This window comes from Cryobacterium flavum (assembly GCF_900103805.1).
Classification (GTDB): Bacteria; Actinomycetota; Actinomycetes; order Actinomycetales; family Microbacteriaceae; genus Cryobacterium; species Cryobacterium flavum.
The window spans coordinates 38,752-61,237 of record NZ_FNIB01000009.1 but is presented as its reverse complement, the minus strand read 5'-3'; the positions used below and the strand labels follow the sequence as shown (position 1 = coordinate 61,237).

At 65.3% G+C, this 22,486-nt stretch carries 23 protein-coding genes and 1 other RNA gene; 13 read left to right on the top strand and 11 right to left on the bottom strand.

The window, feature by feature from the left end; genetic code table 11:
- Positions 1 to 74: 74 nt before the first annotated feature.
- The 9 genes from BLS91_RS13985 to BLS91_RS13945 are packed head-to-tail and all read left to right on the top strand — an operon-like array spanning position 75 to position 9,779.
- Complete coding sequence (locus BLS91_RS13985; RefSeq protein ID WP_244288016.1) at positions 75 to 995, top strand: FAD binding domain-containing protein; 921 nt, start codon at positions 75 to 77, stop codon at positions 993 to 995.
- Between the two features lie 12 nt (positions 996 to 1,007).
- On the top strand, positions 1,008 to 1,508 hold the full coding sequence (locus BLS91_RS13980) for a (2Fe-2S)-binding protein (protein WP_092341382.1): 501 nt from the start codon (positions 1,008 to 1,010) through the stop codon (positions 1,506 to 1,508).
- Positions 1,505 to 3,898, top strand: a complete 2,394-nt coding sequence (locus tag BLS91_RS13975; RefSeq protein WP_092341381.1) for an aerobic carbon-monoxide dehydrogenase large subunit — start codon at positions 1,505 to 1,507, stop codon at positions 3,896 to 3,898. Before BLS91_RS13980 ends, BLS91_RS13975 begins: the two co-directional genes overlap by 4 nt.
- Positions 3,899 to 3,901: 3 nt before the next feature.
- A complete protein-coding gene (locus tag BLS91_RS13970) occupies positions 3,902 to 4,816 on the top strand; it encodes an XdhC family protein (RefSeq protein ID WP_092341380.1) in 915 nt (304 codons plus the stop codon).
- A 30-nt stretch (positions 4,817 to 4,846) separates the two neighbouring features.
- A complete protein-coding gene (locus BLS91_RS13965; RefSeq protein ID WP_092341379.1) occupies positions 4,847 to 5,749 on the top strand; it encodes an AAA family ATPase in 903 nt (300 codons plus the stop codon).
- Positions 5,742 to 7,028 (top strand): vWA domain-containing protein, encoded by a 1,287-nt coding sequence (locus BLS91_RS13960; RefSeq protein ID WP_241983111.1) that lies wholly within the window; start codon positions 5,742 to 5,744, stop codon positions 7,026 to 7,028. The genes BLS91_RS13965 and BLS91_RS13960 overlap by 8 nt, the downstream gene beginning before the upstream one ends.
- Complete coding sequence (locus BLS91_RS13955) at positions 7,028 to 7,867, top strand: SRPBCC family protein (RefSeq protein ID WP_092341377.1); 840 nt, start codon at positions 7,028 to 7,030, stop codon at positions 7,865 to 7,867. The genes BLS91_RS13960 and BLS91_RS13955 overlap by 1 nt, the downstream gene beginning before the upstream one ends.
- A 17-nt stretch (positions 7,868 to 7,884) precedes the next feature.
- Positions 7,885 to 9,051: an XdhC family protein gene (locus BLS91_RS13950; RefSeq protein ID WP_092341376.1), complete on the top strand. Its 1,167-nt coding sequence runs from the start codon at positions 7,885 to 7,887 to the stop codon at positions 9,049 to 9,051.
- Positions 9,048 to 9,779 carry a PIG-L family deacetylase gene (locus tag BLS91_RS13945; RefSeq protein WP_092341375.1) on the top strand — a complete coding sequence of 244 codons (732 nt, stop codon included), beginning with the start codon at positions 9,048 to 9,050 and terminating at the stop codon, positions 9,777 to 9,779. The genes BLS91_RS13950 and BLS91_RS13945 overlap by 4 nt, the downstream gene beginning before the upstream one ends.
- Before the next feature lie 229 nt (positions 9,780 to 10,008).
- Here the strand turns inward: BLS91_RS13945 and ssrA are convergent.
- From ssrA to prfB, 5 genes are all read right to left on the bottom strand, one after another.
- Positions 10,009 to 10,383, bottom strand: a transfer-messenger RNA (tmRNA) gene (ssrA, locus tag BLS91_RS13940).
- 117 nt (positions 10,384 to 10,500) lie between these two features.
- Positions 10,501 to 10,977, bottom strand: coding sequence for an SsrA-binding protein SmpB (smpB, locus tag BLS91_RS13935; RefSeq protein ID WP_092108491.1), 477 nt, complete (start codon positions 10,975 to 10,977; stop codon positions 10,501 to 10,503).
- A gap of 88 nt (positions 10,978 to 11,065) precedes the next feature.
- Positions 11,066 to 11,980, bottom strand: a complete 915-nt coding sequence (gene ftsX / locus BLS91_RS13930) for a permease-like cell division protein FtsX (RefSeq protein WP_092341374.1) — start codon at positions 11,978 to 11,980, stop codon at positions 11,066 to 11,068.
- Positions 11,977 to 13,053, bottom strand: coding sequence for a cell division ATP-binding protein FtsE (gene ftsE, locus BLS91_RS13925; RefSeq protein WP_092341373.1), 1,077 nt, complete (start codon positions 13,051 to 13,053; stop codon positions 11,977 to 11,979). Before ftsE ends, ftsX begins: the two co-directional genes overlap by 4 nt.
- Positions 13,054 to 13,129: 76 nt before the next feature.
- Entirely contained in the window at positions 13,130 to 14,242 is a 1,113-nt protein-coding gene (prfB, locus tag BLS91_RS13920) for a peptide chain release factor 2 (protein ID WP_092341372.1), read from the bottom strand.
- 66 nt (positions 14,243 to 14,308) lie between these two features.
- Here prfB and BLS91_RS13915 point away from each other — a divergent pair, with 66 nt between their 5' ends.
- From BLS91_RS13915 to BLS91_RS13905, 3 genes are all read left to right on the top strand, one after another.
- Positions 14,309 to 15,598 carry an MFS transporter gene (locus tag BLS91_RS13915; protein WP_092341371.1) on the top strand — a complete coding sequence of 430 codons (1,290 nt, stop codon included), beginning with the start codon at positions 14,309 to 14,311 and terminating at the stop codon, positions 15,596 to 15,598.
- Between the two features lie 223 nt (positions 15,599 to 15,821).
- Positions 15,822 to 16,259 carry a nitroreductase family deazaflavin-dependent oxidoreductase gene (locus BLS91_RS13910; protein ID WP_092341370.1) on the top strand — a complete coding sequence of 146 codons (438 nt, stop codon included), beginning with the start codon at positions 15,822 to 15,824 and terminating at the stop codon, positions 16,257 to 16,259.
- 26 nt (positions 16,260 to 16,285) lie between these two features.
- Positions 16,286 to 16,936, top strand: a complete 651-nt coding sequence (locus tag BLS91_RS13905) for a pentapeptide repeat-containing protein (protein WP_104130266.1) — start codon at positions 16,286 to 16,288, stop codon at positions 16,934 to 16,936.
- Between the two features lie 47 nt (positions 16,937 to 16,983).
- On the opposite strand, the gene BLS91_RS13900 is transcribed toward BLS91_RS13905, so the two are convergent.
- From BLS91_RS13900 to BLS91_RS20220, 6 genes are all read right to left on the bottom strand, one after another.
- Positions 16,984 to 17,868 carry an EamA family transporter gene (locus BLS91_RS13900; RefSeq protein WP_092341368.1) on the bottom strand — a complete coding sequence of 295 codons (885 nt, stop codon included), beginning with the start codon at positions 17,866 to 17,868 and terminating at the stop codon, positions 16,984 to 16,986.
- Between the two features lie 83 nt (positions 17,869 to 17,951).
- The gene (locus tag BLS91_RS13895; RefSeq protein ID WP_140425691.1) at positions 17,952 to 18,194 is read right to left on the bottom strand and encodes a hypothetical protein; all 243 of its coding nucleotides are present in this window, start codon (positions 18,192 to 18,194) and stop codon (positions 17,952 to 17,954) included.
- 284 nt (positions 18,195 to 18,478) lie between these two features.
- Positions 18,479 to 18,925: a pilus assembly protein TadG-related protein gene (locus BLS91_RS13890; RefSeq protein ID WP_092341366.1), complete on the bottom strand. Its 447-nt coding sequence runs from the start codon at positions 18,923 to 18,925 to the stop codon at positions 18,479 to 18,481.
- Positions 18,922 to 19,380 (bottom strand): hypothetical protein, encoded by a 459-nt coding sequence (locus tag BLS91_RS13885; RefSeq protein WP_092341365.1) that lies wholly within the window; start codon positions 19,378 to 19,380, stop codon positions 18,922 to 18,924. The genes BLS91_RS13890 and BLS91_RS13885 overlap by 4 nt, the downstream gene beginning before the upstream one ends.
- Positions 19,355 to 19,786 (bottom strand): TadE/TadG family type IV pilus assembly protein, encoded by a 432-nt coding sequence (locus BLS91_RS13880; RefSeq protein ID WP_338061591.1) that lies wholly within the window; start codon positions 19,784 to 19,786, stop codon positions 19,355 to 19,357. Before BLS91_RS13880 ends, BLS91_RS13885 begins: the two co-directional genes overlap by 26 nt.
- Positions 19,787 to 19,795: 9 nt before the next feature.
- The gene (locus BLS91_RS20220) at positions 19,796 to 19,960 is read right to left on the bottom strand and encodes a hypothetical protein (protein ID WP_167552439.1); all 165 of its coding nucleotides are present in this window, start codon (positions 19,958 to 19,960) and stop codon (positions 19,796 to 19,798) included.
- 255 nt (positions 19,961 to 20,215) lie between these two features.
- Between BLS91_RS20220 and BLS91_RS13875 the strand changes: the two genes are divergently transcribed.
- Complete coding sequence (locus BLS91_RS13875) at positions 20,216 to 22,408, top strand: DEAD/DEAH box helicase (protein ID WP_092341364.1); 2,193 nt, start codon at positions 20,216 to 20,218, stop codon at positions 22,406 to 22,408.
- The last annotated feature ends 78 nt before the right edge of the window (positions 22,409 to 22,486 follow it).

Genomic DNA, 22,486 nt, shown 5'->3' with positions numbered 1-22,486 from the left:
CTTAGGTCGATATTGACAGTCTCGGCAGCGGGGAGCAAGCTGTGGCACACAACGGTGTCGCGCAACGATGCGCGGTGCCATGGAAACTTCTCAGTGAGGAGAAGCCCGTGCAGATTCCGGCTCCGTTCGACTATGTTCGCGCCAGTTCGGTCGACAACGCTCTCGCCCTGCTCGACCGTCACGGGGCCGAATCCCGGGTCGTCGCCGGCGGCCACAGCCTGCTCCCCATGATGAAGCTGCGCCTCGCCCGCCCCGACTGGCTGATCGACATCAACGACCTGTTCGAGCTCGACTACCTGCTCGTCGATAAGGACGTGCTGCGTATCGGCGCGATGACCCGACACACGACCCTGCTGGAATCCGACGACGTCAAGCGCCTGTTTCCCATCATCACCGACGCCGAACGGGTCATCGCCGATCCGATCGTGCGCAACCGCGGCACCATCGGCGGTTCGCTCTGCCAGGCCGACCCGGCCGAAGATCTCTCCACGGTCTGTCACGTTCTCGAAGCGGTGGCCGTCGTTCGCGGTCCGGCCGGTGAGCGGATGCTGTCCATGGCCGACTTCCACCGCGGCCCCTACGAGACGGCCGTTGCCCAGAACGAACTGCTGATCGAGGTGCGCATACCCATTCGCTCCGACTCGAGCAGTGCCTACGAAAAGGTCGAGCGCCGCGTCGGCGACTGGGCCGTCGCCGCGGCCGGCGCTTCGGTCAGCCTCGACTCCGCCGGCGCGATCAGCCAGGTGGCCGTCGGACTCACCGCCGTCGGACTTGACCGCAATGTCACCGAGGTCGAAGCGGTGCTGGTCGGCCAGGCTCCCACCGAGGAACTCTTCACCGAGGCCGGGCGCCTCGCATCCCTCGCCTGCGATCCCCTCGCCGACCAGCGCGGCCCGATCGACTACAAGCGGCACCTCGCCGACGAACTGACCCGTCGGGTCTTGCGGGCGGCCTGTCGTCGCGCCGCGGCATCCGTTTCCGAGATTACGATTTAGGAGTTGAGCCCAATGCAGATCAGCATGACCATCAATGGAACCGACGTCACTCGCGAGATCGAACCGCGGGTGTTGCTCGTGCACTTCATTCGCGACGACCTGCGACTCACCGGAACGCACTGGGGCTGCGACACCACCAACTGCGGCACCTGCGTGGTGCTGATGGACGGCCAGCCGGTGAAATCCTGCACGGTACTGGCGGCCATGGCCGACGGGCATGCGATCACGACCGTGGAGGGACTCGCCAACGGCGCCACCCTCGACCCGGTGCAGCAGGGCTTCATGGAGGAGCACGGACTGCAGTGCGGTTTCTGCACTCCCGGCATGATGCTCACCGCCCGCGCGCTGCTCGACCACAACCCGCATCCCGAACCACTGGAGATTCGCGAAGCCATCTCCGGCCAGATCTGCCGCTGCACCGGCTACGCCACCATCGTGCGGTCCATTCAGTGGGCGGCCGAGCATCCGGTCGGGGCCACCGCTGAAACAACTGATGAAGAGGTGCACGCATGACCATCCTTGAGGACCGCCCGTCGAACCCGGCCGCCGGCGACCACGATCGGCCCGTCGGCCACGGCCGCATGCAGCGCAAGGAAGACCCGCGCTTCGTGCGCGGCAAGGGCCACTACGTCGACGACATCGTGCTGCCCGGCATGCTGCACGGTGCCATTCTGCGCGCTCCCGTCGCCCACGCCCGGCTGGTCTCGATCGACACGACCGAGGCCCTCGCGCACCCCAAGGTGCTCGCCGTGATCACCGGCAGCGACCTGCAGGCACTCGGCCTGGCCTGGGCGCCGACCCTGTCGATGGACGTTCAGGCCGTTCTCGTCACCGACAAGGTGCGCTTTCAGGGCCAGGAGGTGGCGTTCGTCGTCGCCGAAGACCGCTATGCGGCCCGCGACGCCCTCGAACTGATCCAGGTCGAGTACGACGTACTGCCGCCGGTCGTCGACGCCCGCAAGGCCATGGATCCGGGCGCTCCGGTCATTCGCGACGACCTCGAAGGCCGCACCAACAACCACATCTTCGACTGGGAAGCCGGCAACAAGGCCGAAACGGATGCCGTCTTCGCCAGCGCCGACGTCGTGGTCACGCAGGAGATCGTCTACCCGCGCGTGCACCCGGCGCCGATGGAAACCTGCGGCGCCGTCGCCGACTTCGACCCCATCGACGGCCGCCTCACCCTGTACGAAACCACGCAGGCCCCGCACGCCCACCGCACCCTGTTCGCGATGGTCTCCGGCATTCCGGAGCATAAGATTCGCGTGGTCTCCCCCGATATCGGCGGCGGATTCGGCAACAAGGTCGGCATCTACCCGGGCTATATTCTCGCCGTGGTCGGCTCGATCGTCACCGGCAAACCGGTGAAATGGGTCGAGGACCGCTCCGAAAACCTGATGAGCACCTCGTTCGCCCGCGACTACATCATGCAGGGCGAGATCGCGGCGACCAAGGACGGCAAGATCTTAGGCCTGCGCACCAACGTGCTCGCCGACCACGGTGCCTTCAACGCCACCGCCCAGCCCACCAAGTATCCGGCCGGCTTCTTTCACATCTTCACCGGCAGCTACGATCTTGCCGCTGCGCACTGCACCGTCACCGGCGTGTACACCAACAAGGCACCCGGCGGCGTGGCCTACGCCTGTTCGTTCCGGGTCACCGAAGCGGTCTATCTGGTCGAGCGGATGGTCGACATCCTGGCCCGCAAACTCGAGATGGATCCCGCCGAGTTGCGGCTGAAGAATTTCATCAAACCCGAGCAATTTCCCTACCCGAACAAGACCGGCTGGGAGTACGACTCCGGCGACTACGAACCCACCATGCGGCTGTCGATGAAGATGGCCGGCTACGACGAACTGCGCCGCGAACAGAAGGAAAAACGCGAACGCGGCGAACTGATGGGCATCGGCATCTCCTTCTTCACCGAAACGGTCGGTGCCGGCCCCCGCAAGGACATGGACATTCTCGGCCTCGGCATGGCCGACGGCGCCGAACTGCGCATCCACCCCACCGGCAAGGCGGTCGTGCGCATCTCGGTGCAGAGCCAGGGTCAGGGCCACGAAACGACGTTCGCGCAGATCGTGGCGGAGGAAATCGGCATTCCGCCGGAGGACATCGACGTCGTGCACGGCGACACCGACCAGACCCCGTTCGGCCTCGGCACCTACGGCAGCCGGTCCACCCCGGTCAGTGGCGCCGCCGTGGCCCTCGTGGCCCGCAAGGTGCGGGAGAAGGCCCGGTTCATCGCCGCGGCCATGCTCGAAACCCGCCCGGAAGACCTCGAATGGGAGAAGGGCCGCTGGTTCGTCAAGGGCGACCCGAGCGTGGGCAAAACCATCGCCGAGATCGCGATGGGCGCCCACGGCACGGTCGCACTGCCAGAGGGCATCGACGGCAACCTCGACGCCGAAGTCACCTACGATCCACCCAACCTCACCTTTCCGTTCGGCGCCTACATCTGCGTCGTCGACGTCGATCCGGGCACCGGTCACGTCAAGGTACGCCGGTTCATCGCCGTCGACGACTGCGGCACCCGCATCAACCCGATGATCATCGAGGGGCAGATTCACGGCGGCCTCACCGACGGCGTCGGAATGGCGCTGATGGAATTCATCGAATTCGACGCCGAGGGCAACTGCCTCGGCGGCTCGTTCATGGACTACCTCATTCCCACCGCCATGGAGGTGCCCGACTGGGAGACCGGCTTCACCGTGACTCCGTCGCCGCACCACCCGATCGGCGCCAAGGGCGTCGGCGAATCGGCCACGGTCGGTTCTCCCCCGGCCGTCGTCAACGCCGTCGTCGACGCCCTCGCCCCGTTTGGCGTCGTGCACATGGACATGCCCTGCACGCCCGCCCGGGTGTGGGAGGCCATGCAAGGCCGCACGAGACCTCCGGTGTAAACCGTGGGCCAGGCAACCCTGGAGCGGGAGCTCGTTGCACGCCGTGAGGCCTTCGTACACGCGACGGTCGTGCGCGCCCAGCGCCCCACGAGCGCGCACGCCGGGGACACGGCGCTTGTGCGCGCGACCGGCGAGATTGACGGGTTCGTCGGGGGAACGTGCGTGGAGGCATCCGTTCGCCTGTACAGTCTGCAGGTACTCGAAAGCCGCCAGCCGCTGCTGCTCAAAGTCGTGGCGGGTGCGCCGTCGAGCATTGTGGAAGACGGCGCCGTCGAGGTCTCCAACCCCTGCGTGAGCGGCGGCGCGATCGAGATCTTTCTCGAACCGCGCATTCCGCTGCCGAGCCTCGTCGTCGTCGGGTCGACCCCCGACGCCGACGCACTCGCCGCCCTGGCACCGCTCGTGGGTTTCGACCTCGTGCAAGCGGATGGCGCGACCGCCGCCCCGCAGGCCGGCGACGCCGCCCTCATCGTCGCGTCCCACGGCCGCGACGAAGAGCCGGCGCTGCTCGCCGCCCTGGCTGCCGGGGTGCCCTATATCGCGCTCGTGGCCAGTCCGAAGCGGGGCGCGGCGGTACTCGCCTCGCTCGACGTGTCGCCCGAACAGCGCGCGCGGGTGTTCAGTCCGGCCGGGCTCGACCTCGGGGCGCGCACGCCCGGCGAGATCGCGGTGTCCATTTTCGCGCAGCTGGTGCAGGAACGGGCCGGGCGCGGGCATCCGTCTCATGCTGCTGCAGTTGACGCGGCGAACGCCGCTGAACCGGCTGGCAACGCGATCGACCCGGTCTGCGGCATGACGGTGGCCGCGCTGCCCTCGTCATTGCAGGTGGAGCATGGCGGCGAGACCGTGTATTTCTGTGCGGCGGGATGCCGCACAGCGTTTCTGGCGAATCCGGAGCGGTATGCGACCGCGCGCTAGAGCCCTGCCTTGTCGCCAATGGTGCGAGCAATGAGCGCGGATTCCGTGGCCGAACTGGTCCCCTCCGTCGCCGCGCTGCAGAACGCCCTCGACGCCGAGGACTATCTGGCCGATGAGGGCCTCGCAACGGCGGTGTTTCTGGCCGTGCGCATGCGGCAGCCGCTGCTGCTCGAGGGCGAACCCGGGGTCGGCAAGACCGAGATTGCCAAGGCGCTGGCCCGGCTGCTCGACACCCAACTGTTTCGGCTTCAGTGCTACGAGGGAATCAGCGCCGGAGAAGCCCTGTACGAGTGGAACTACCCGCGGCAGCTGCTCGGTATCCGTTTGGCGGAGGCGCGCGGCGTTGAACTGGCCGAAACGGAATTGTTCGGGCGGGACTACCTGCTTCGCCGCCCGCTATTGCGGGCGATCGAGCATGCCGGCCCGCGCCCGGCCGTGCTGCTGCTCGACGAAATCGACCGCGCCGACGCCGAGTTCGAAGCCTTCACCTTCGAGCTGCTTGCCGAGGCGGCCGTGACCATTCCCGAGCTCGGAACCGTCGAGGCCACCCACCCGCCGATCGTGATTCTCACCAGCAACCGCACCCGCGACCTGCACGATGCCCTCACCCGGCGCTGCCTGTACCACTGGATCGACTACCCCGGTCCGGAGCGGATCGCGCAGATCGTGCGGCGTCGGGTGCCCAGCAGCTCGCAGGCCATCGCGACGGATGCCGCGGCCGCGATCACCCGGTTGCGCTCGCTCGACCTGGTCAAACCGCCCGGAATCGCCGAGGCCATCGACTGGGTGAGCGCCCTCGGCGTGCTCGGAATCGAACAGCTCAGCGCCCGCGCGGTCGAGCAGACCTGGGGTTCCGTGCTGAAGAACCGGGACGATCTCGACCTGGTAGCGTCCCGCGGCTCCGCGTGGGTCGCCAAGGCTGCCGGTGCCTGACCGCGTGTGGCACCCACCGGTCGAAGCGGCGGCTCTCGCCGCCGGCTTCAGCACCGCCCTGCACCGGGCGGGGCTTCCGGTCTCGCCCGACCGGGCCGCCCGGCTGGCCGAGACGCTTCGACTCATCCCCCCGACCGACCGGGCCGCCCTGTACTGGGCCTGCCGCATCGTGTTCGTCTCCCGGCAGCAGCACCTCAACCGCTTCGACGCGGTGTTCAGCGCCGTGTTCGACGGCCGGCTCGACCCGGCCGAAAGCCGCGGCGAACCCAACGCTCCCCCGGCGATCGGCTCCGAAACCCGCACGAAGGCCGCCCCGCCGACCAACCGACCGGCCGGCGCTCCCGAGCCTCAATCCGAGGCCAGCCCACCCGCGCCGCTGCCCGGCGCGGACTCGAGCGACGACAGCGACGGCCCCGAGCGCGATGCCATTCTCGCCATGGCGTCCCGTGACGAGCACCTGCACGAGATGGCCTTCGCCGATCTCGCGCCCGAGGAGCTGGCCCGGTTGCGCCAGCTCGTGGCCCGCATCGTGTTGTCGACGCCGACCCGGATCAGTCGGCGCGCGCATCCGACGCCACACAGCCGTGACCGGCTCGATCTGGCCCGCACTGTTCGGGCCGCGCAGCGCACCGGCGGCGACCCGATCGCCCTGCACTTCACTCGGCGCCGCCCGAAACCGCGACGGCTCGTACTGCTCTGCGACGTGTCCGGTTCGATGGAGCCGTATACCCGGGTGTTCCTCTCGCTGTTGCAGGGCGCTGCCTCCGGCGCCCGCGCCGAAGCCTTCGTGTTCTCGACCCACCTCACCCGCCTGACCCGGCAGCTCGCGCTGCGCGACCCGGACCAGGCGCTCGCGCAGGCGGCCGCCACCGCGACCGACTGGGCCGGCGGCACCAGGCTGGCGACCAGCATCCGTCGGTTCATCGACGACTTCGGACGCCGCGGCCTGGCCCGGGGAGCGGTGGTCGTGGTGTTCTCCGATGGCTGGGCGCAGGACGACCCGGGCGACGTCGACGCTCAGATGGCGAGGCTCCGCCGTCTCGCGCACCGCATCGTCTGGGTGAATCCGCGCAAGGCCGCCGTGGACTACCGGCCACTGGTCGGGGGCATGGCCGCCGCCCTGCCCTACTGCGACGCCTTCGTCAGCGGGCACAGTTACGTCGCCCTTGCCGAGGTGGCGGCCGCAATTCGCGGCGACCTATCGGAGAACAACCCGCTGGCATCCGCTCGCCGACCAACTTCCCACCCAATCGTCATGACTCAGCAGAGGACACCCTGATGCAAATCGACACCACCTTCACCGTCGCCGCCCCCGTCGACACGGTGTGGAACACCCTGATGGACTTCGAGCGTGTCGCCGGCTGCGTGCCGGGAGCGCAGATTCTGAACAAGCTCTCCGATGACAACTACCAGGTGGGTATGAAGGTCAAACTCGGCCCAGTGACCATGCAGTACCGCGGCCAGATGAATGTCGACGAGCGCGACGCTGACACGCACCGCGCCGTCTTCTCGGGCAAGGCTCAGGAAACTCGCGGGCAGGGCACGGCCCAGGCCACGGTCACGCTCGTGCTGGTCGAAACCGACGGCGTGACCCAGGGCACGGTCAGTGCTGACTTGTCCCTGTCGGGCAAGGCTGCGGCCATGGGTAAAGGCGTCATCAGCAGCGTCACCGAGCAGATGATGGGATTGTTTGCCGGCAATCTGCAGGAGCTGATCGAGAGCGGCGGGTCTGACGACGGCAGCACTGCAACTCCCGTCGGCGACCACGTCGACGATCCAGCCACCCTCGCGCAGGCCTCCCCGCGGGCGGTCACCGATGTGACCGACATTCCGCCGGGAGACGCCCCCGCCGCCGACACGCTGCCCGACGTCACAGCGGATGCCCCGGCCCGGCCCGGCCTGCCGCCCCGCCCGGTGCCGCCCCGCGTCGCACCCGCCGGCGGGCACCGGGCGGCCCCGCACCGTTCGGCACCCGCTGCGGCGCCGAGCCTGGACGCCATGACCCTGGTCAAAGGCGTCATCACCGACCAGCTGAGCGACCCGGTGAAACTTCTGGGACTGCTGGCCACGGTAGCGTTCATCGCATACCAAATCGGTCGGCGCGCGTCCGGCCGCTAGAGCGAAGGGAGACCACGATGCGTGAAGTACTGGATACTCTGTTCAGCGGCTGGGAGAACGGTGCTACCGCCGGTCTGGCCACGGTTGTGCGCACCTTCCAGTCCGCGCCGCGCCCGGCCGGTGCCTCCATGCTGGTCAGCGCGGACGGCACCGTGGCCGGCTCGGTCTCGGGCGGGTGCGTCGAAGGCGCCGTCTACGAACTGGCCACCCAGGTGGCCGAAGACGGCGTGCCGCAGCTCGTGCGCTACGGCATCAGCGACGACGACGCGTACGCGGTGGGGCTCACCTGCGGCGGAATCCTCGATGTCTTCGTTGAACCCGTCTCGCGCGACACCTTCAGCCTGCTCGAAGGGGTGCACGACGACGTGGCTGCCGGGCGTCCGGTCGGCGTCGCGACGGTGATCGAGCATCCGGACGCCGCCTGGATCGGCCGACACCTCGTGGTGCGGCCGGACGGGTTCGAGGGTGACCTCGGCTCTGATCGTGCGAACCACGCGATCGGCGATGACACCCAGGGACTGCTCGCCGCCGGTCGCAACACGACGCTGACCTACGGCCCGGATGGCGAGCGACGCGGCGAGGGCATGCAGGTGTTTTTCGCGAGCTACTCGCCCCGGCCCCGCCTGCTCGTGTTCGGGGCGATCGACTTCGCCACCGCCCTGGCCCGCCTCGGCACCTTTCTCGGCTACCGGGTCACGGTCTGCGACGCCCGCGGGGTCTTTGCCACCCATGCCCGGTTTCCCGGCGTCGACGAAGTCATCGTCAGCTGGCCAGACCGCTACCTGCGGGAGCAGATCGTCGGCGGCCTCATCGACCCCCGCACCGTCATCTGTGTGCTCACCCACGACCCTAAATTCGATGTTCCCCTTCTCGAAGCGGCCCTGCACGGCCCACCGGTGGCGTACATCGGTGCGATGGGATCGCGGCGCACGCACCTCGACCGCCTGGAACGCCTGCGCCAGGTCGGCGTGACCGACACCGAGCTCGCCCGGCTGCGCAGCCCGATCGGGCTCGACCTCGGCTCGCGCACGCCCGAAGAGACGGCCGTCTCGATCGCTGCCGAGATCATCTCGCTGCAGTGGGGCGGAAGCGGCGAGCCTCTGCACACCCTCGTCGACGCCATCCACCACGACGACCTCGTCGATCCGTACCCGCCGTCCGGCCACCGATTGATTGACGTATGAGCATTCTCGACTCCGTCACCTCGGTGCTGTTCGTACACGCGCACCCCGACGACGAGACCATCAGCACCGGCGGGCTGATCGCGTATCTGGCGAGCCGCAGCATCCGTATCAGCCTGGTCACCGCCACGCGCGGTGAGCGCGGTGAAGTCGTTGCCGGGTCGCTCTCGATGCTTGCCGGCACCCCCGCCCTGGCGGAAGAGCGCGAGCGCGAACTCGAACGCGCCGCCTTCACCCTCGGCATCAACGACGGCTTCTGGCTCGGCGACAAACCGGCCCGCGCGCCCGGGCTGCCCGCACGCCGCTACCGTGACTCCGGCATGGAGTGGATACGTCCCGGGCTGGCCGGCCCGGCCGCCGGTTCAGAAGCGGATGCCCTCGCTCGCGCACCGCTCTCCGAGATCACCACTGACCTCGTCGCCATTCTCCGACACGTGCGACCGAGCCTCGTCATCAGCTACGACGCCACGGGCGGCTACGGCCATCCCGATCACGTGCGCGTGCACGACGCCGCCCTCCGCGCCAGCCGCAGCCTCGCGATCCCCTACGCCGAGATCATCGACACCCCCACAGCGGATGCTGAATGGTTCGACCTCGAGACCCAACACGACACCGTCGCGGCGGCTCTGCGCTGCCACGCGAGCCAGCTCACGGTCGACGGCGACTTCATCGTGCACTCCGGGGGTCAGCGCGACCCCATCCGCACCGCGATCGGCCTGCGCCTGCGCTGACCCACCACGCCCTGAACGCTGCACCTGCGGAGATTTCCGCGAAATCGGCCTGGAAGTGCCGAAATCCACAGCTCTGGACAGAAATTTCCGCAGTTCTGAACGCCACCACCGCTACCAAGACTGTCCCGGCAAGATCAGGGTGCCTAAATAGTGCGCTGAAAATACTGAGGCCGCCCAATTAGGCGGCCTCAGTAGAGCGCGGAAGCTCAACAGCGTGTGACAGAACCTATGGTGGAGATGCGGGGAATTGAACCCCGGTCCACTGCTGTGGTCATATGCCTTCTACGGGTGTATCCAGTGAAATCGCTTTCTCGGCCCCGGAATTTGCCACTGGCATCTACTCCGACAGGCCCAGCCTTCGTTTAAGTCCCTCTACGCCCCGTGGCTCAATGTAGAAGCAAGCTCTCTAAATGGCGTCAGGATCCGGGTAGAGAGCATTCCCGGTCTGGCGGACTTCGTTAGTGCTTTCGCTTAGGCAGCGAGAGCGAAGTCAGTGCGGTTTGATTTGGCACTTATTGTTTTGCAGAGATCGTTTACGAGATAACCCTGCATCCTCGACCCGCTTCTCACAATTGCGCAAACAATGTCGAAACCGATCATCCCCATACACATCGCACGCCTTAAAGCGCAGAGCGACGGGTTCGTGTCACACGCTGTTGAGTTACCAATCTGCACCAGTTTCGGTGCAGCCCCCTATCTTACAACAGAAGGCCTGGGGCGCCTAGTCGCCCAAGTGGCGCTGCGCCGACATGGCGCGATCCGATTCGCGCTTGTCGGTGCGTTCGCGCAACGTCTGGCGCTTGTCGTACTCCTTCTTGCCCTTGGCCACGGCGATCTCCACCTTGGCCCGACCGTCCGCGAAGTAAATTCGCAGCGGAATGAGCGTGTAACCGCCCTCCTTGGTCTTGTGGCTGATCTTCACGATCTCTTTCTTGTGCAGAAGGAGTTTGCGCTTACGACGCGGCGGGTGATTGGTCCACGATCCGCCGGAGTACTCCGGAATGTGCACCGCATCCAGCCAGGCCTCGCCGCCCTCGATGAAGGCGTAGCCGTCGACGAGGGTCGCTCGCCCGGCGCGCAGGGACTTCACCTCGGTGCCGCTCAAGACCATCCCGGCCTCGTAAGTGTCACTGATGAGGTAGTCATGTCGGGCCTTGCGGTTGGTCGCCACGACCTTTTCGCCACGTTCCCTGGGCATGCACCTCACCTCAATTCTTTTCATTCAAACGGATGCCGCCGGCCGATCCGGCAGACAGCCCACCAGTCTAGCGGCATCCGCTTAAACGTTAGACCTTGAGGTAGCGGGTGATCGCGAAGTTCGCCGAGAAGGCGGCCAGCACCGCACCGACCACGAGCAGGATCGGCACCACGACGAGCGCATCATCCATGCCGACCAGGGCGAAGCCGGTGAGCCTCGCGCCGAGATAGCCCTGCACGAAGAAGTATACGAGCGCCACGATCGCACCTCCCGCCAGCAGCGAGCCAAGCAGGGCAGCGAACACGCCCTCCAGAATGAACGGTGTCTGAATGAAGCGGTTGCTGGCACCGACCAGCCGCATGATGCCGAGTTCTCGCCGCCTGGAGAACGCCGACAAACGGATGGTCGTGGCAATCAGCAGCGCCGCCGCAATCAGCATCAAACCGGCGATTCCGATGGCCGTATAGCTGGCCACGTTGAGCACTGAGAAGATCTGGTCAAGGTATTTACGCTGGTCAGCGACATTTTCAACACCAGCGACCCCCGATAGGCTCTCCACCAGCACCGCCGACTGCGACGGATCCTTCAGGTTCACCCAGAAGGTCTGGTTGAGCTGGTCGGCCGTGACATAGTCGGCGACCGGGTTGCCGGCGAACTGCTTCTTGAAGTTCTCGAACGCCTGCTCGTGCGTCTCGAAATAGTAGTTGTCGATGAACGGCGCCAGTGTCGGCGACTTCAGCTGAGCCTCGACCGCGGCGATCTGCTCCGGCGACGCGTCGCCGCCGGTGCAGGTTTCGCCGGGCGAGATGTCGGAGCACATGTAGATGCCGACCTGAGCTTTGTCGTACCAGAAGTTCTTCATCTGGCCGATCTGCATCTGCATGAGAATGGCCGCACCGACGAAAGTGAGCGAGATAAAGGTGACGAGCACGACGGAGACGACCATCGAGGCGTTGCGCCGCAGACCGTTCGCAGCCTCGGACAGCACCAGACCGAGCCTCATCGGGTCGGCCCCACGTTCTGCTCGCCCGTTTGGTCGGGTTTCTCCCCCGGCGCCCGCAGGCCGAGTTTCTCGGCGAGGGTGAGCTGCTCTGGGGCATCGTTTGGGGCAACCGGAAGCACCGGGCGCGTCATCGGCGGAACCTCGTCGTCGACGGCGGGCACCGGGGCCACGCGGGTCGCGGCGACCGGCTCGGGCTCCGCGGTCGACGCCGCCGCGACGGCAGCTGCCGCAGCCTGGTGGAGCGACACGCTGGTCTCCGGAACCGGGGCAGACGGATGCGTCAACGCTGGTTCGGGTGCAGCAGCCGGCCGGGCGTAGACCGACGCGACGGGCGCGGGGGCGCTGGTGGGGGCATCCGCTATGGCTGCGGGAAGTACGACGGGAATAGAAGCGGTGGCGTAGCCGCCCTGGCGTTCGTCACGCACGATCTCGCCGTTCACGAGTTCGATCACGCGGCGCTGCATCTTGTCGACGATGCCGGCCTCGTGGGTGGCCATGATCACGGTAGTGCCGCCCGCGTTGATGCTCGCGAGCAGCGACATGATCTCGGCGCTCGTGGTGGGGTCGAGGTTTCCGGTGGGCTCGTCGGCCAGCAGAATCTGCGGCTTGTTCACGATGGCGCGGGCGATGGCCACGCGCTGCTGCTCACCACCGGAGAGTTCGTGCGGCAGGCGCTGGGCCTTTTCGGCCAGCCCGACCATTTTGAGGGTGTCGGGCACGGCTTCCTGAATGAAGCCGCGGCTCTTGCCGATCACCTGCAGGCTGAACGCGACGTTGTCGAACACCGTCTTGTTCGGCAGCAGGCGAAAGTCCTGAAAGACCACGCCCATGTTGCGGCGAAAGTAGGGCACCTTGCGGTTCGAGATCGACCGTAGGTCCTGGCCGAGCACGTGAATGCTGCCGCTGGTGGGCTTTTCCTCCTTGAGCACGAGCCGCAGGCAGCTCGATTTGCCCGATCCGGAGGCGCCGACCAGAAAGACGAATTCGCCTCGCAAAATCTCGACGTCGATCGAGTTCAGTGCCGGCCGAGTGGTGCCGGGGTACTTCTTGGTTATGTGATCAAAACGGATCATAGCTCTTAGAGCCTAGGCATCCGTTGGCGTTTTCCCTACAGCGACATACCCGAGGGGCCGAAGCCTCAGCATCCGTTTAGTCTTCGGGAGCTTTCTTGCGCCAGCGGATGCCGGCCGAGATGAATCCGTCGAGGTCACCGTCGAAGACGTTGCTGGGGTTGTTCACCTCGTACTCGGTGCGCAGGTCCTTGACCATTTGGTAGGGCGCGAGCACGTAGCTGCGCATCTGGTCGCCCCAGCTCGCGGTGATGTTGCCGGCCAGCTCTTTCTTGGTCGCTGCCTCTTTCTCGCGCTCGAGCACCAGCAGGCGCGACTGCAGCACGCGCATGGCGGCGGCGCGGTTCTGAATCTGGCTCTTCTCGTTCTGGCAGCTCACCACGGTGCCGGTGGGCAGGTGGGTGATGCGCACGGCAGAGTCCGTCGTGTTGACCGACTGGCCGCCGGGACCGCTCGAGCGGAAGACATCCACGCGAATGTCACCGTCGGGCACCTCGATCGACTCGGTCTGCTCGATCAACGGCACCACCTCGACCGCGGCGAACGAGGTCTGCCGTTTGCCGGCCGAGTTGAACGGGCTCATCCGCACGAGGCGGTGGGTGCCGGCCTCGACGCTGAGCGTGCCGAAGGCATAGGCCGCGTCGACCTCGAAGGTCGCGCTCTTAATGCCGGCCTCTTCGGCGTAACTGATGTCGAGCACAGTGGTGCGGTAGTCATGCTGTTCGGCGTAGCGCAGGTACATACGCAGCAGCATCTCGGCGAAGTCGGCGGCATCCACTCCCCCGGCGCCGGCGCGAATGGTGATGACGGCGTTGCGCTCGTCGAACTCACCGTTGAGCAGGGTCTGCACCTCGAGCTCGCCGAGCAGTTTCTGCAGGCTCGCGAGCTCGACGGTGGCCTCATCGGCCAGTTCCTGATCGCCCTGGCCGTCGTTGGCCATCTCGACGAGAGTCTCGAGGTCGTCGAGCCTGGTCGTGATGCTCTCGATGCGCGCCAGTTGCGCCTGCCGGTGGCTGAGGTCGCTGGTCACCTTCTGGGCGTGGTCGGTGTCGTCCCACAAATCGGGCATGCCAGCCTCGCCGCTGAGGTCGTCGATGTCCGCGCGCAGTCGATCAATGTCGATCACCGAGCGGATGTCGCCGAACGTGGTCCGCAGCGCGGCGATCTGTACTGAGAAATCCAAGTCAATCATGTTCCGTTCAGCCTACCGGGCGAAGTTTGCGGCGGGGCCGGGTCGCCGGGAGTAGCATCGAAACCGATGAGCAACGCCGACCGCCCCTTCAGCCTGCGCTCGGTCGCCCTGGTGGCGTTTCTGCCGACCCTGCTCTTTTCGATCGGTGAGGGCTCGATCATCCCCTTGATTCCGGTGGTGGCGAGCAATCTCGGGGCGTCTCTCGCCATCGCCGGCGTCATCGCGGCGATGGTCATGCTCGGCGAACTCGTCGGTGACATTCCCAGCGGATGGATCGTCTCGCGTATCGGCGAGCGCAACGCGATGATCGGGGCATCCGCTCTGACCATCGGTGCCGTGATCGTCTGCATTGTGGCTCCCAACCCGCTCGTGCTGGGTCTCGGTATTTTTTTGGTTGGACTGGCCACGGCGATCTTCGCCCTGGCCCGGCACGCCTTCATGACCAACTATGTGCCGTTGGTCTATCGAGCGCGGGCGCTCTCGACCCTGGGCGGTGTATTTCGGGCTGGCTGGTTCGTAGGCCCCTTTCTCTCGGCCGGACTCATTCACCTCACCGGTGGCACCCAGGCCGTGTTCTGGGTGTTCATCGTCTGTTGCGTCGGCGCGTCGGTCATGCTGTTGCTGTTGCCGGACCCGTCGAAAACCTTCGCCACTCCGTCCGCTGATGAGACTGTATTCGACGCCACCGACACAAGCACGGGCGCCATCAGCAGCACCGGAACGGCGCGACCGGCCGTGCCGGTGCAGGGATTATTCCAGACCATTTGGAGTCACCGTGAAGTACTGTTGCGGCTCGGCACCGGCGCCGGTCTGATCGGGGCGATGCGAGCCAGCCGCACGGTGATGCTGCCGCTCTGGGCGGTCAGCATCGGCATCAGCGCCCCCGACACCGCGCTGATCATCGGCATCGCCGGCGCAATCGACTTCGCCCTGTTCTATGTCAGCGGCCAGATCATGGACCGGTTCGGCCGCATCTGGAGCGCCCTGCCCTCGATGATCGGGCTCGGCGCGGGCCACCTGGCGCTCGCGTTCACCCACGACCTGCCGAGCAACGTGGAGTGGTTCATCGGCGTGGCCATGTTCCTGTCGCTGGCCAACGGGATCGGCAGCGGCCTGCTCATGACGCTCGGCGCCGACCTGGCGCCGCGCCCGAATCCGGCACCGTTCCTCGGCGCGTGGCGGTTCACCGCCGACTTCGGCAGCGCCGCGGCACCGCTGGCCGTGGCTGGGATCACCGCCCTCGTGTCCCTGTCGGTGGCCAGCGGGGTCATGGGAGCTATCGGCCTCTGTGGCGCCGTTCTGCTGCGCCGCTACATTCCCCGATACGCGCCGCACCGCCCTGGCCGCCTGCTCTAGCCAACCTGCCATACCCCACTCCACCTACTCAGGCAGCATAACTCCTGCAATTTGCGCGCCGGCCAGAAGACTCTCGGGAGATTACAGGCATCCGCAAATCAGGCCCACGATTTGCAGGAGTTATGCTGCCCAGGCCGCGTTACCAGGAGTGTCTCGACTCAAGTACGACTCGCCGTGGCCAGCCGGGCGGAATGTTCCCGGCGGCCGGCGCGTTACGGCAGGCATGCCCCTCATCGGAGAATACGAACCAAGCACCTCCCAGTGGGTGCGCGACCAGGTCGACCAGATAGAGAAGTCCGGCGGCACCGAGGGCACGACCCTGCGCGGCATGCCCGTCATCGTGCTGACGACCGTCGGCGTGAAGAGCGGCAAGCTGCGCAAGGCGCCGCTTATGCGCGTTGAGCACGACGGCCAGTATGCCGCTGTCGCCTCGCTCGGCGGTAGCCCCACGAACCCGGTCTGGTACGCGAACGTTGTGGCGCACCCCGAGGTCGAGCTGCAGGACGGCCCGCAGAAGTGGGACATGCGCGCCCGCGAGGTCACCGGCGACGAGAAGGCCGTCTGGTGGGAGCGCGCCGTGGCGGCATTCCCCGACTACGCGGCTTACCAGGTCAAGACCGACCGCGAGATTCCCGTCTTCGTACTCGAACCCACCGCCTGAGGGTGGCGAAGGCCAGCACCCACAGAGTGCCCAGCACCCGCAAGGCGTCCATCGACCGCATCACCCTGCCTGACCTGACCGACGACGACGGTTCGCAGCTGCGCTCCGGCGACGGTCGGGAGGCCGAACGCTACACGGACGTCGACCTCGATGGCCGCGACCTGACCGGCATCTCCTTCGGGGAGTGCGAATTCGGCAAGGTGCCTTTGCACGAGGCCAAACTGCGCGGGGCATCCTTCGCGGAGTGCCTCATGACCGACCTGCACGCACCGGTGTTCAGCGCGCCGCGCTCCAGTTGGCGGGACGTGCGCATCGAGCACGCCCGGCTTGGCTCGGTCGCGGCCTACGAGGCGACACTCCGGTCGGTGCACATTGACGGCTCGAAGCTCGATTTCGTGAACCTGCGCAACGCCACGCTCACCGATGTACTCCTGAGCAACTGCATCATCGAGGAGTTTGACCTCGGTAGTGCCACCGTGCAGCGCCTGGAACTGCAGAATTGCCGCATCGGCACGCTCGATGTCGGCGGTGCCAAGCTCAAAGATGTCGACCTGCGTTCCAGTGATTTCTCGGCCGTGCACGGCCTCGAAGGACTGCGCGGCGCCACCCTCGATGACGCCCAGCTGAGCCTGTTGGCGCCGCTGCTCGCCGCCCACCTGGGCCTGCGCATCGAATAGCACGGCCGGACACCAGTGCCCGATAGGCCCCCGCAGCTGAGACCGGCTCAGGGAATGGCGGTCGCGGTCAGCTCGAGGTCGGACGTCGGCCGGTCGCGCTGGGTCGCGATGGCCGCGCCGGCCGCCACACACACGACCACGATGGCAATCTGCTGCAGCAGGGTGAAGGTCTCACCGAGCACGAGCGCGCCGAAACCGGCCGCGATGACCGGGCCGAAGCTGGTGATGATCGCGTACAGGCGGGGGCTGATCCGACGCAAAATGTAGGTGTCGAGGGTGTACGGAAAGGCCGAGGAGACTACGCCCACGAGCAGCAGCAGCCCGACGATACCCCAGGTGAAGGCCGACAGATCCAGGGTGAACAGGGCGATGGGCACCACGATCACGAGGCTGACCAGGCTGGCGATCGAGATACCCTCGAGGCCGGCGAATTCGGTCGCCACCTTGCGGGTCAGCAGAATATAGCAGAACCATGAGGCCGCCGCGGTGAGCGCGAGCACGATGCCGAGCGGGTCGAGCGTGCCGTCCGACCAGGTCAAGAGGAACACTCCCCCGGCGGCGGCCGCAGCACACACGAAGTCCAGGATGCGGCGGCTGGTGACCAGGGCCAGGGCGAAGGGTCCAAGAAATTCGATCGTCGCCGCGATGCCGAGTCCCAGCATGTTGACGGCCTGGTAGAAGGTGAGGTTCATCACGGCCAGCACGACGCCGAGGGCCAGCGCTGGCCAGATTCGGGCCCAGGTCAGATTTCTCAGCCGGGGCCGGGCGAGCGGCAGCACGACGATGACCATGACGATCTGGCGGGCCGCGACGACGATGGGCGAACCGACGACCGGAATGAGCAGTCCGGCCAGTGAGGAGCCGAAATTGATGCTGACCTCGGTGGCGAGCTGAGCTCCCGCACCGCTCAGTTTGTCCCGCCTGGTACGCACATTGCTCCTGTCGGCGCCGTCGAGGCACCTCCCGACAGTACCGCTCGCGGCATCCGCTCTGAAATGCGGGCGCAAACTTGGGTCTACAGTTGCAGCGGGATGAACTGGTATTCGCTGGTCAGGTGCTCGTGCTGGCAATCACCGCAGTACAGCACGCCCGACACCCGCATCGCGTCAACGCGCGAGGAACACTGGATCACTTTGGGACCGCAGCACGGTGAAATCACCATGAAACCGCCCGACTCGGCCGGATCATGACCACTCAATCCGCGGTCGTGGTGCACTCCCTCACAGGGGAGAAGGGACTCGAAGTCGAGCTGCTCCACAATCTGAGCGTCCAGTAGTGCATCCATGATTTCACAGCCGATCTTGGTGTTGCTCAGCCGCCATCCTGGGCCACGTCATCCGGCGGCGACCAGCCCGGATGAACGACGACCCGAGATCGCCGGCACTACCAACCGGGACCGGGGTCGGCACGAGTGTCGACTTCCTGCAAAAACGCGAAGCCCCCTACGAGGTAGGAGGCTTCCATTGTCGACTACGTTTCTGTGCATCGTACGCTTCTATTCTGAAATTACCAGTGCGACTTTTCGCGACCTCACGGGCAGAACTAGTGAAAGACCGCTCGGGAGACCACCGTCACCTCCAACGGCACGCCGTCGGGCACGACGAGGGTGAGTACCGGTGGGCGCCACCAGGATCGCAGCGTCACCGACGCGCTCTGCCCGTCAGCGGATACCGCGCTCGTCACGGCCAGCGCCTCGAACGAGTCGTGCGGAACGAGCCGCAGGTACTCATCGACCGCCGCGGAAACGTCGTCCGAGCGCAGCGATGGCCGCGGCCCGAGCACCCCGACCTGAACCGCATCGAGGGTGAACGCCTCGGACCCGGCGAGCGCCGCACCGTCGGCGAGGCCGAGCAGCCGTTTGTGTTCGAGATAGAGCGACGTCGCTGACAGGGCCACGAGTACGAGGCAAAGCGCCAGAAAGCCGTAGAAAATAATGAGCAGCAGGGTGGAGCCGTCCTCGTTCGACGCGGGCGGCAGACGTCTTCTCATCCGAGGCTGCCAAACCGGGACACGAGCTGCGACGACTCCGCAGTCATGGGCACACTCGCACTCTGGTTCAGGGCGAGCAGATCCGGCACAAGCGGCAGCGCGATGCCGATGCGCACGGTGACCGTCACGAGCCCCCGTGGAGTCAGGCAGTGACTCGAACCGCCAGCGCACTCGATCTGCACCTCGGCGTCCCCGGCCGAAAGGCCGTAGTCCTCGAGCGCGAACGCGACGGCTCGGCGGGCACGCACCGTGGCCGTGGCCTCGTCCGGGGACTGTACGTAGACCCTGGCTGCCTGCCGGGCGGCGCCCTCCACGGCGAGAGCACCACCCTGCAGGGCTGACAGTGCGAGCACCAGGTAGACCAGGGGAACCAGCAGAATCATCCCGGCCGTGATGAACTCCAGTGAGGCAGAGCCAGCCTCAGAGCGGCTATTCCAACGATTCGACCGCAGCATGAGCGACCACCTCCAATCCGCGCGGAGCACCGAGCAGCCCCATGAGCGGCAGCGGTGCGATGACCCGCACTTCGACACTGGGAAACCCGGCGCTCACTCCGAACTGGGCCACGACATCGGTGGCATAGCTCGCGCCAATGGCCGTCGTGATCAGATCGCGCGTGCGCTCTGCCCCCGCGGACAGACTGCTGTCGGCGAGGGTCGCGTAGCGGGCACCCTCGGCGGCAGCGTCGAGCACGGTGTTGCGAATGTGCAGCGCGAGGGCCAGCTGCATGACCATGAGCGTCAGAAAGGTCAGCAGCGACACCACCATGACAAATTCGGCCACGGCGGAACCAGCCTCGTCCCGCAGCCGCTGAGGGCCGGGCCAGGCGAGGTGTCGCATCCGGTTACCGAGTTTGTCCACGCCGACCGGTCAGAAACTACTGACGCGATCCATGGCCTGCTGGAACACCCCGCTGAGGGCGGGGCCGGCGAGTCCCCAGATTATGAGTACCAATCCGGCCGTCATTAACGTGATCAGCACCCAGCCGGGCACGTCACCCGTTTCATCGCGAAGCAGACCCTGGAGGCGAAGCATGATTCGGTTCATAGCATTCTCTTTTCTGGTGGGAGGGAGGTACGGGCGGTGCGTTCAGAACCCGGCCTGCAGAACAACCAGCCCGGGAAAAACTGCGAACAGAACGGTCATCGGCAAAATCAGAAAGACCAGTGGGCTCGTCAAGGAACTAAAATGTAATCTTGACAGCGCGGGCAGATCATAAAGGCGCACAGGTCGGAGATCTGTCTGCTTTCCGGGAGCAGCCGGACCTGGGTGATCCGCTAGATTCGAGCCATGGCCATAAACGTCGTGAACGGCAGCACGTCCAAACCCGTGGCCACGGCGGCCCTTGTTGCAGCACTTCGGAACCTTCCAGACCTCGAGGGCCAGCTGTATACCGGATTCCCCATTCTGTTGGCTCAATCTGACTTGGGTTTTGCAGACGCCCTGCTCGTCTCCCCAAATCATGGTGTCGTCGTGTTCGATTTAGTTGAGGGAAGCGATCCTGAGGGATATTCCACCAGGCAGGACGAACTCCAGAGGGTCCTCCTGTCGAGACTCCTCCAACACAAAGGCCTTGTTTCTAAGCGCCGTCTGGTTCCAAATATCAGCACGCTGACGTTCGCGCCCGCTTTGAGACTTGATTCCCCGGCGGCATCGGCCGATGCTTCCGCAGTAGACGACGACTACTTCCTCGCGGATAGCGCCACTTTGGGGGCGGTCATGCAGTCGCTCCCCCAGAGCATCGAGCAAACGGCTTACTACCCAACAGTGCTCTCGGCAATACAGAACTTGACGACATTGCGGAAATCACGTACTCCAAGAGCTGCCGCCAATCCGGCCTCCCGAGGAGCGAAACTGGCAGAGCTTGAACTGTCGATCGCGACCCTCGACCATCTGCAGAGTAAGGCAGTGATCGAGACGATAGAGGGCGTCCAGCGTATCCGGGGTCTCGCTGGCAGCGGCAAGACCGTCGTTTTGGCCCTGAAAGCCGCGTATCTGCACGCGCGCAATCCGGATTGGAAGATTGCGGTAACTTTCAACACCAGATCACTTAAGGATCAATTTCGTCGGCTCATCACGTCATTCAGTCTGGACCAATCTGGGGAAGAACCCAACTGGGAAAACCTCCGCATACTCAACGCCTGGGGTGGCCTGGGAGGCGGAGAAAAGAGCGGCATATACAGCACGTTCTGCGAAACGAACGATGCTCAGTACTTCAACTTTGGTGCTGCATCGCAAAAGTTCAGATCTCAATATGCTTTCGAAGACGCATGCACGCTTGCTCTAGAAGAACGCAAAAGACCGAATGCCGTTTTCGACGTCATCCTTGTCGATGAAGCCCAAGACCTCCCGCCGGCGTTCCTAAAGATGTGCTTCGAGATGCTGCAGCCCTCTAAACGGCTGGTGTACGCATACGATGAACTGCAGAGCTTGAACGGCCGAGGACTGCCATCTCCTACCGAGATTTTCGGGTCAGACGCCCAAGGCCGCCCCCACGTCGATTTCGAGGTCGCCGGCGCCAGCGACGAAACAGCACGCGACATAGTGCTGAGGCAGTGCTATAGAAATTCACGGCCCGTTCTGGTGAGTGCCCATGCCCTTGGCTTCGGCATCTACCGAAAACCTCCACTCGGCCAAAGTACCGGCCTCGTCCAGCTTTTCGACAACCCCCATCTCTGGACAGACATCGGATACTCGATCGAGAGCGGGCAACTGCGCGAGAACGATGATGTCGTCCTTGCCAGAACCCCGGAATCTAGTCCCCCTTTCCTGGAGAGAATTTCTCCCCTTAGCGACTTGATCCAGTTTCATTCCTTTGAGTCCCAAGCGGCGCAAGACGAATGGGTGGCAAACGAGATCCAAAAGAATATCGGCGACGACGAGCTTCGGTACGATGACGTCGTCGTGATCAACCCGAATGGTATTACAGCCCGCAATAACTTGTCGCCCCTTCGCGCCCGCCTCCTTGCCGCTGGCGTTCCCAACCACCTGGCGGGTGTCGACACCTCCGCCGATGTGTTCTTCAACCGGGATAACGAATCCATTACGTTCACAGGCATCCACCGCGCTAAGGGCAATGAAGCTGGAATGGTCTACGTAGTGAATGCCCAAGAGGGGATGGATGCAGTAGCGAACTTGTCGGCAATCAGGAATCGATTGTTCACGGCCATCACCCGCAGTAAAGCATGGGTGCGGGTGGTCGGCGTTGGCCCTCTAATGGATCAATTGGTTGCCGAGTATAAGCATGTTGAGGCCAATGCGTTCACGCTTCAATTCCGATATCCAACGGAGCCCGAAAGAGCAAAGTTGAATCTGTTGCACCGCGAGCTTACGCCCCAACAACAAGCGAACGTTTCTCGACAGAGAACTTCGGCAATGGCCCTTCTCGACGATCTCGAGAAGGAACGCATCTATGCCGACGATTTAGATCCAACGGTCAGAGGTCGACTGCTTGAAATTCTGCGGGACAGTGCCAACGAATGAACCGTCAGCGCGCGATCTCCACTCGACGATCACGCGCCTGACAACTGAACTTGTTAGGCAAGGCCTCGTCGATGACCA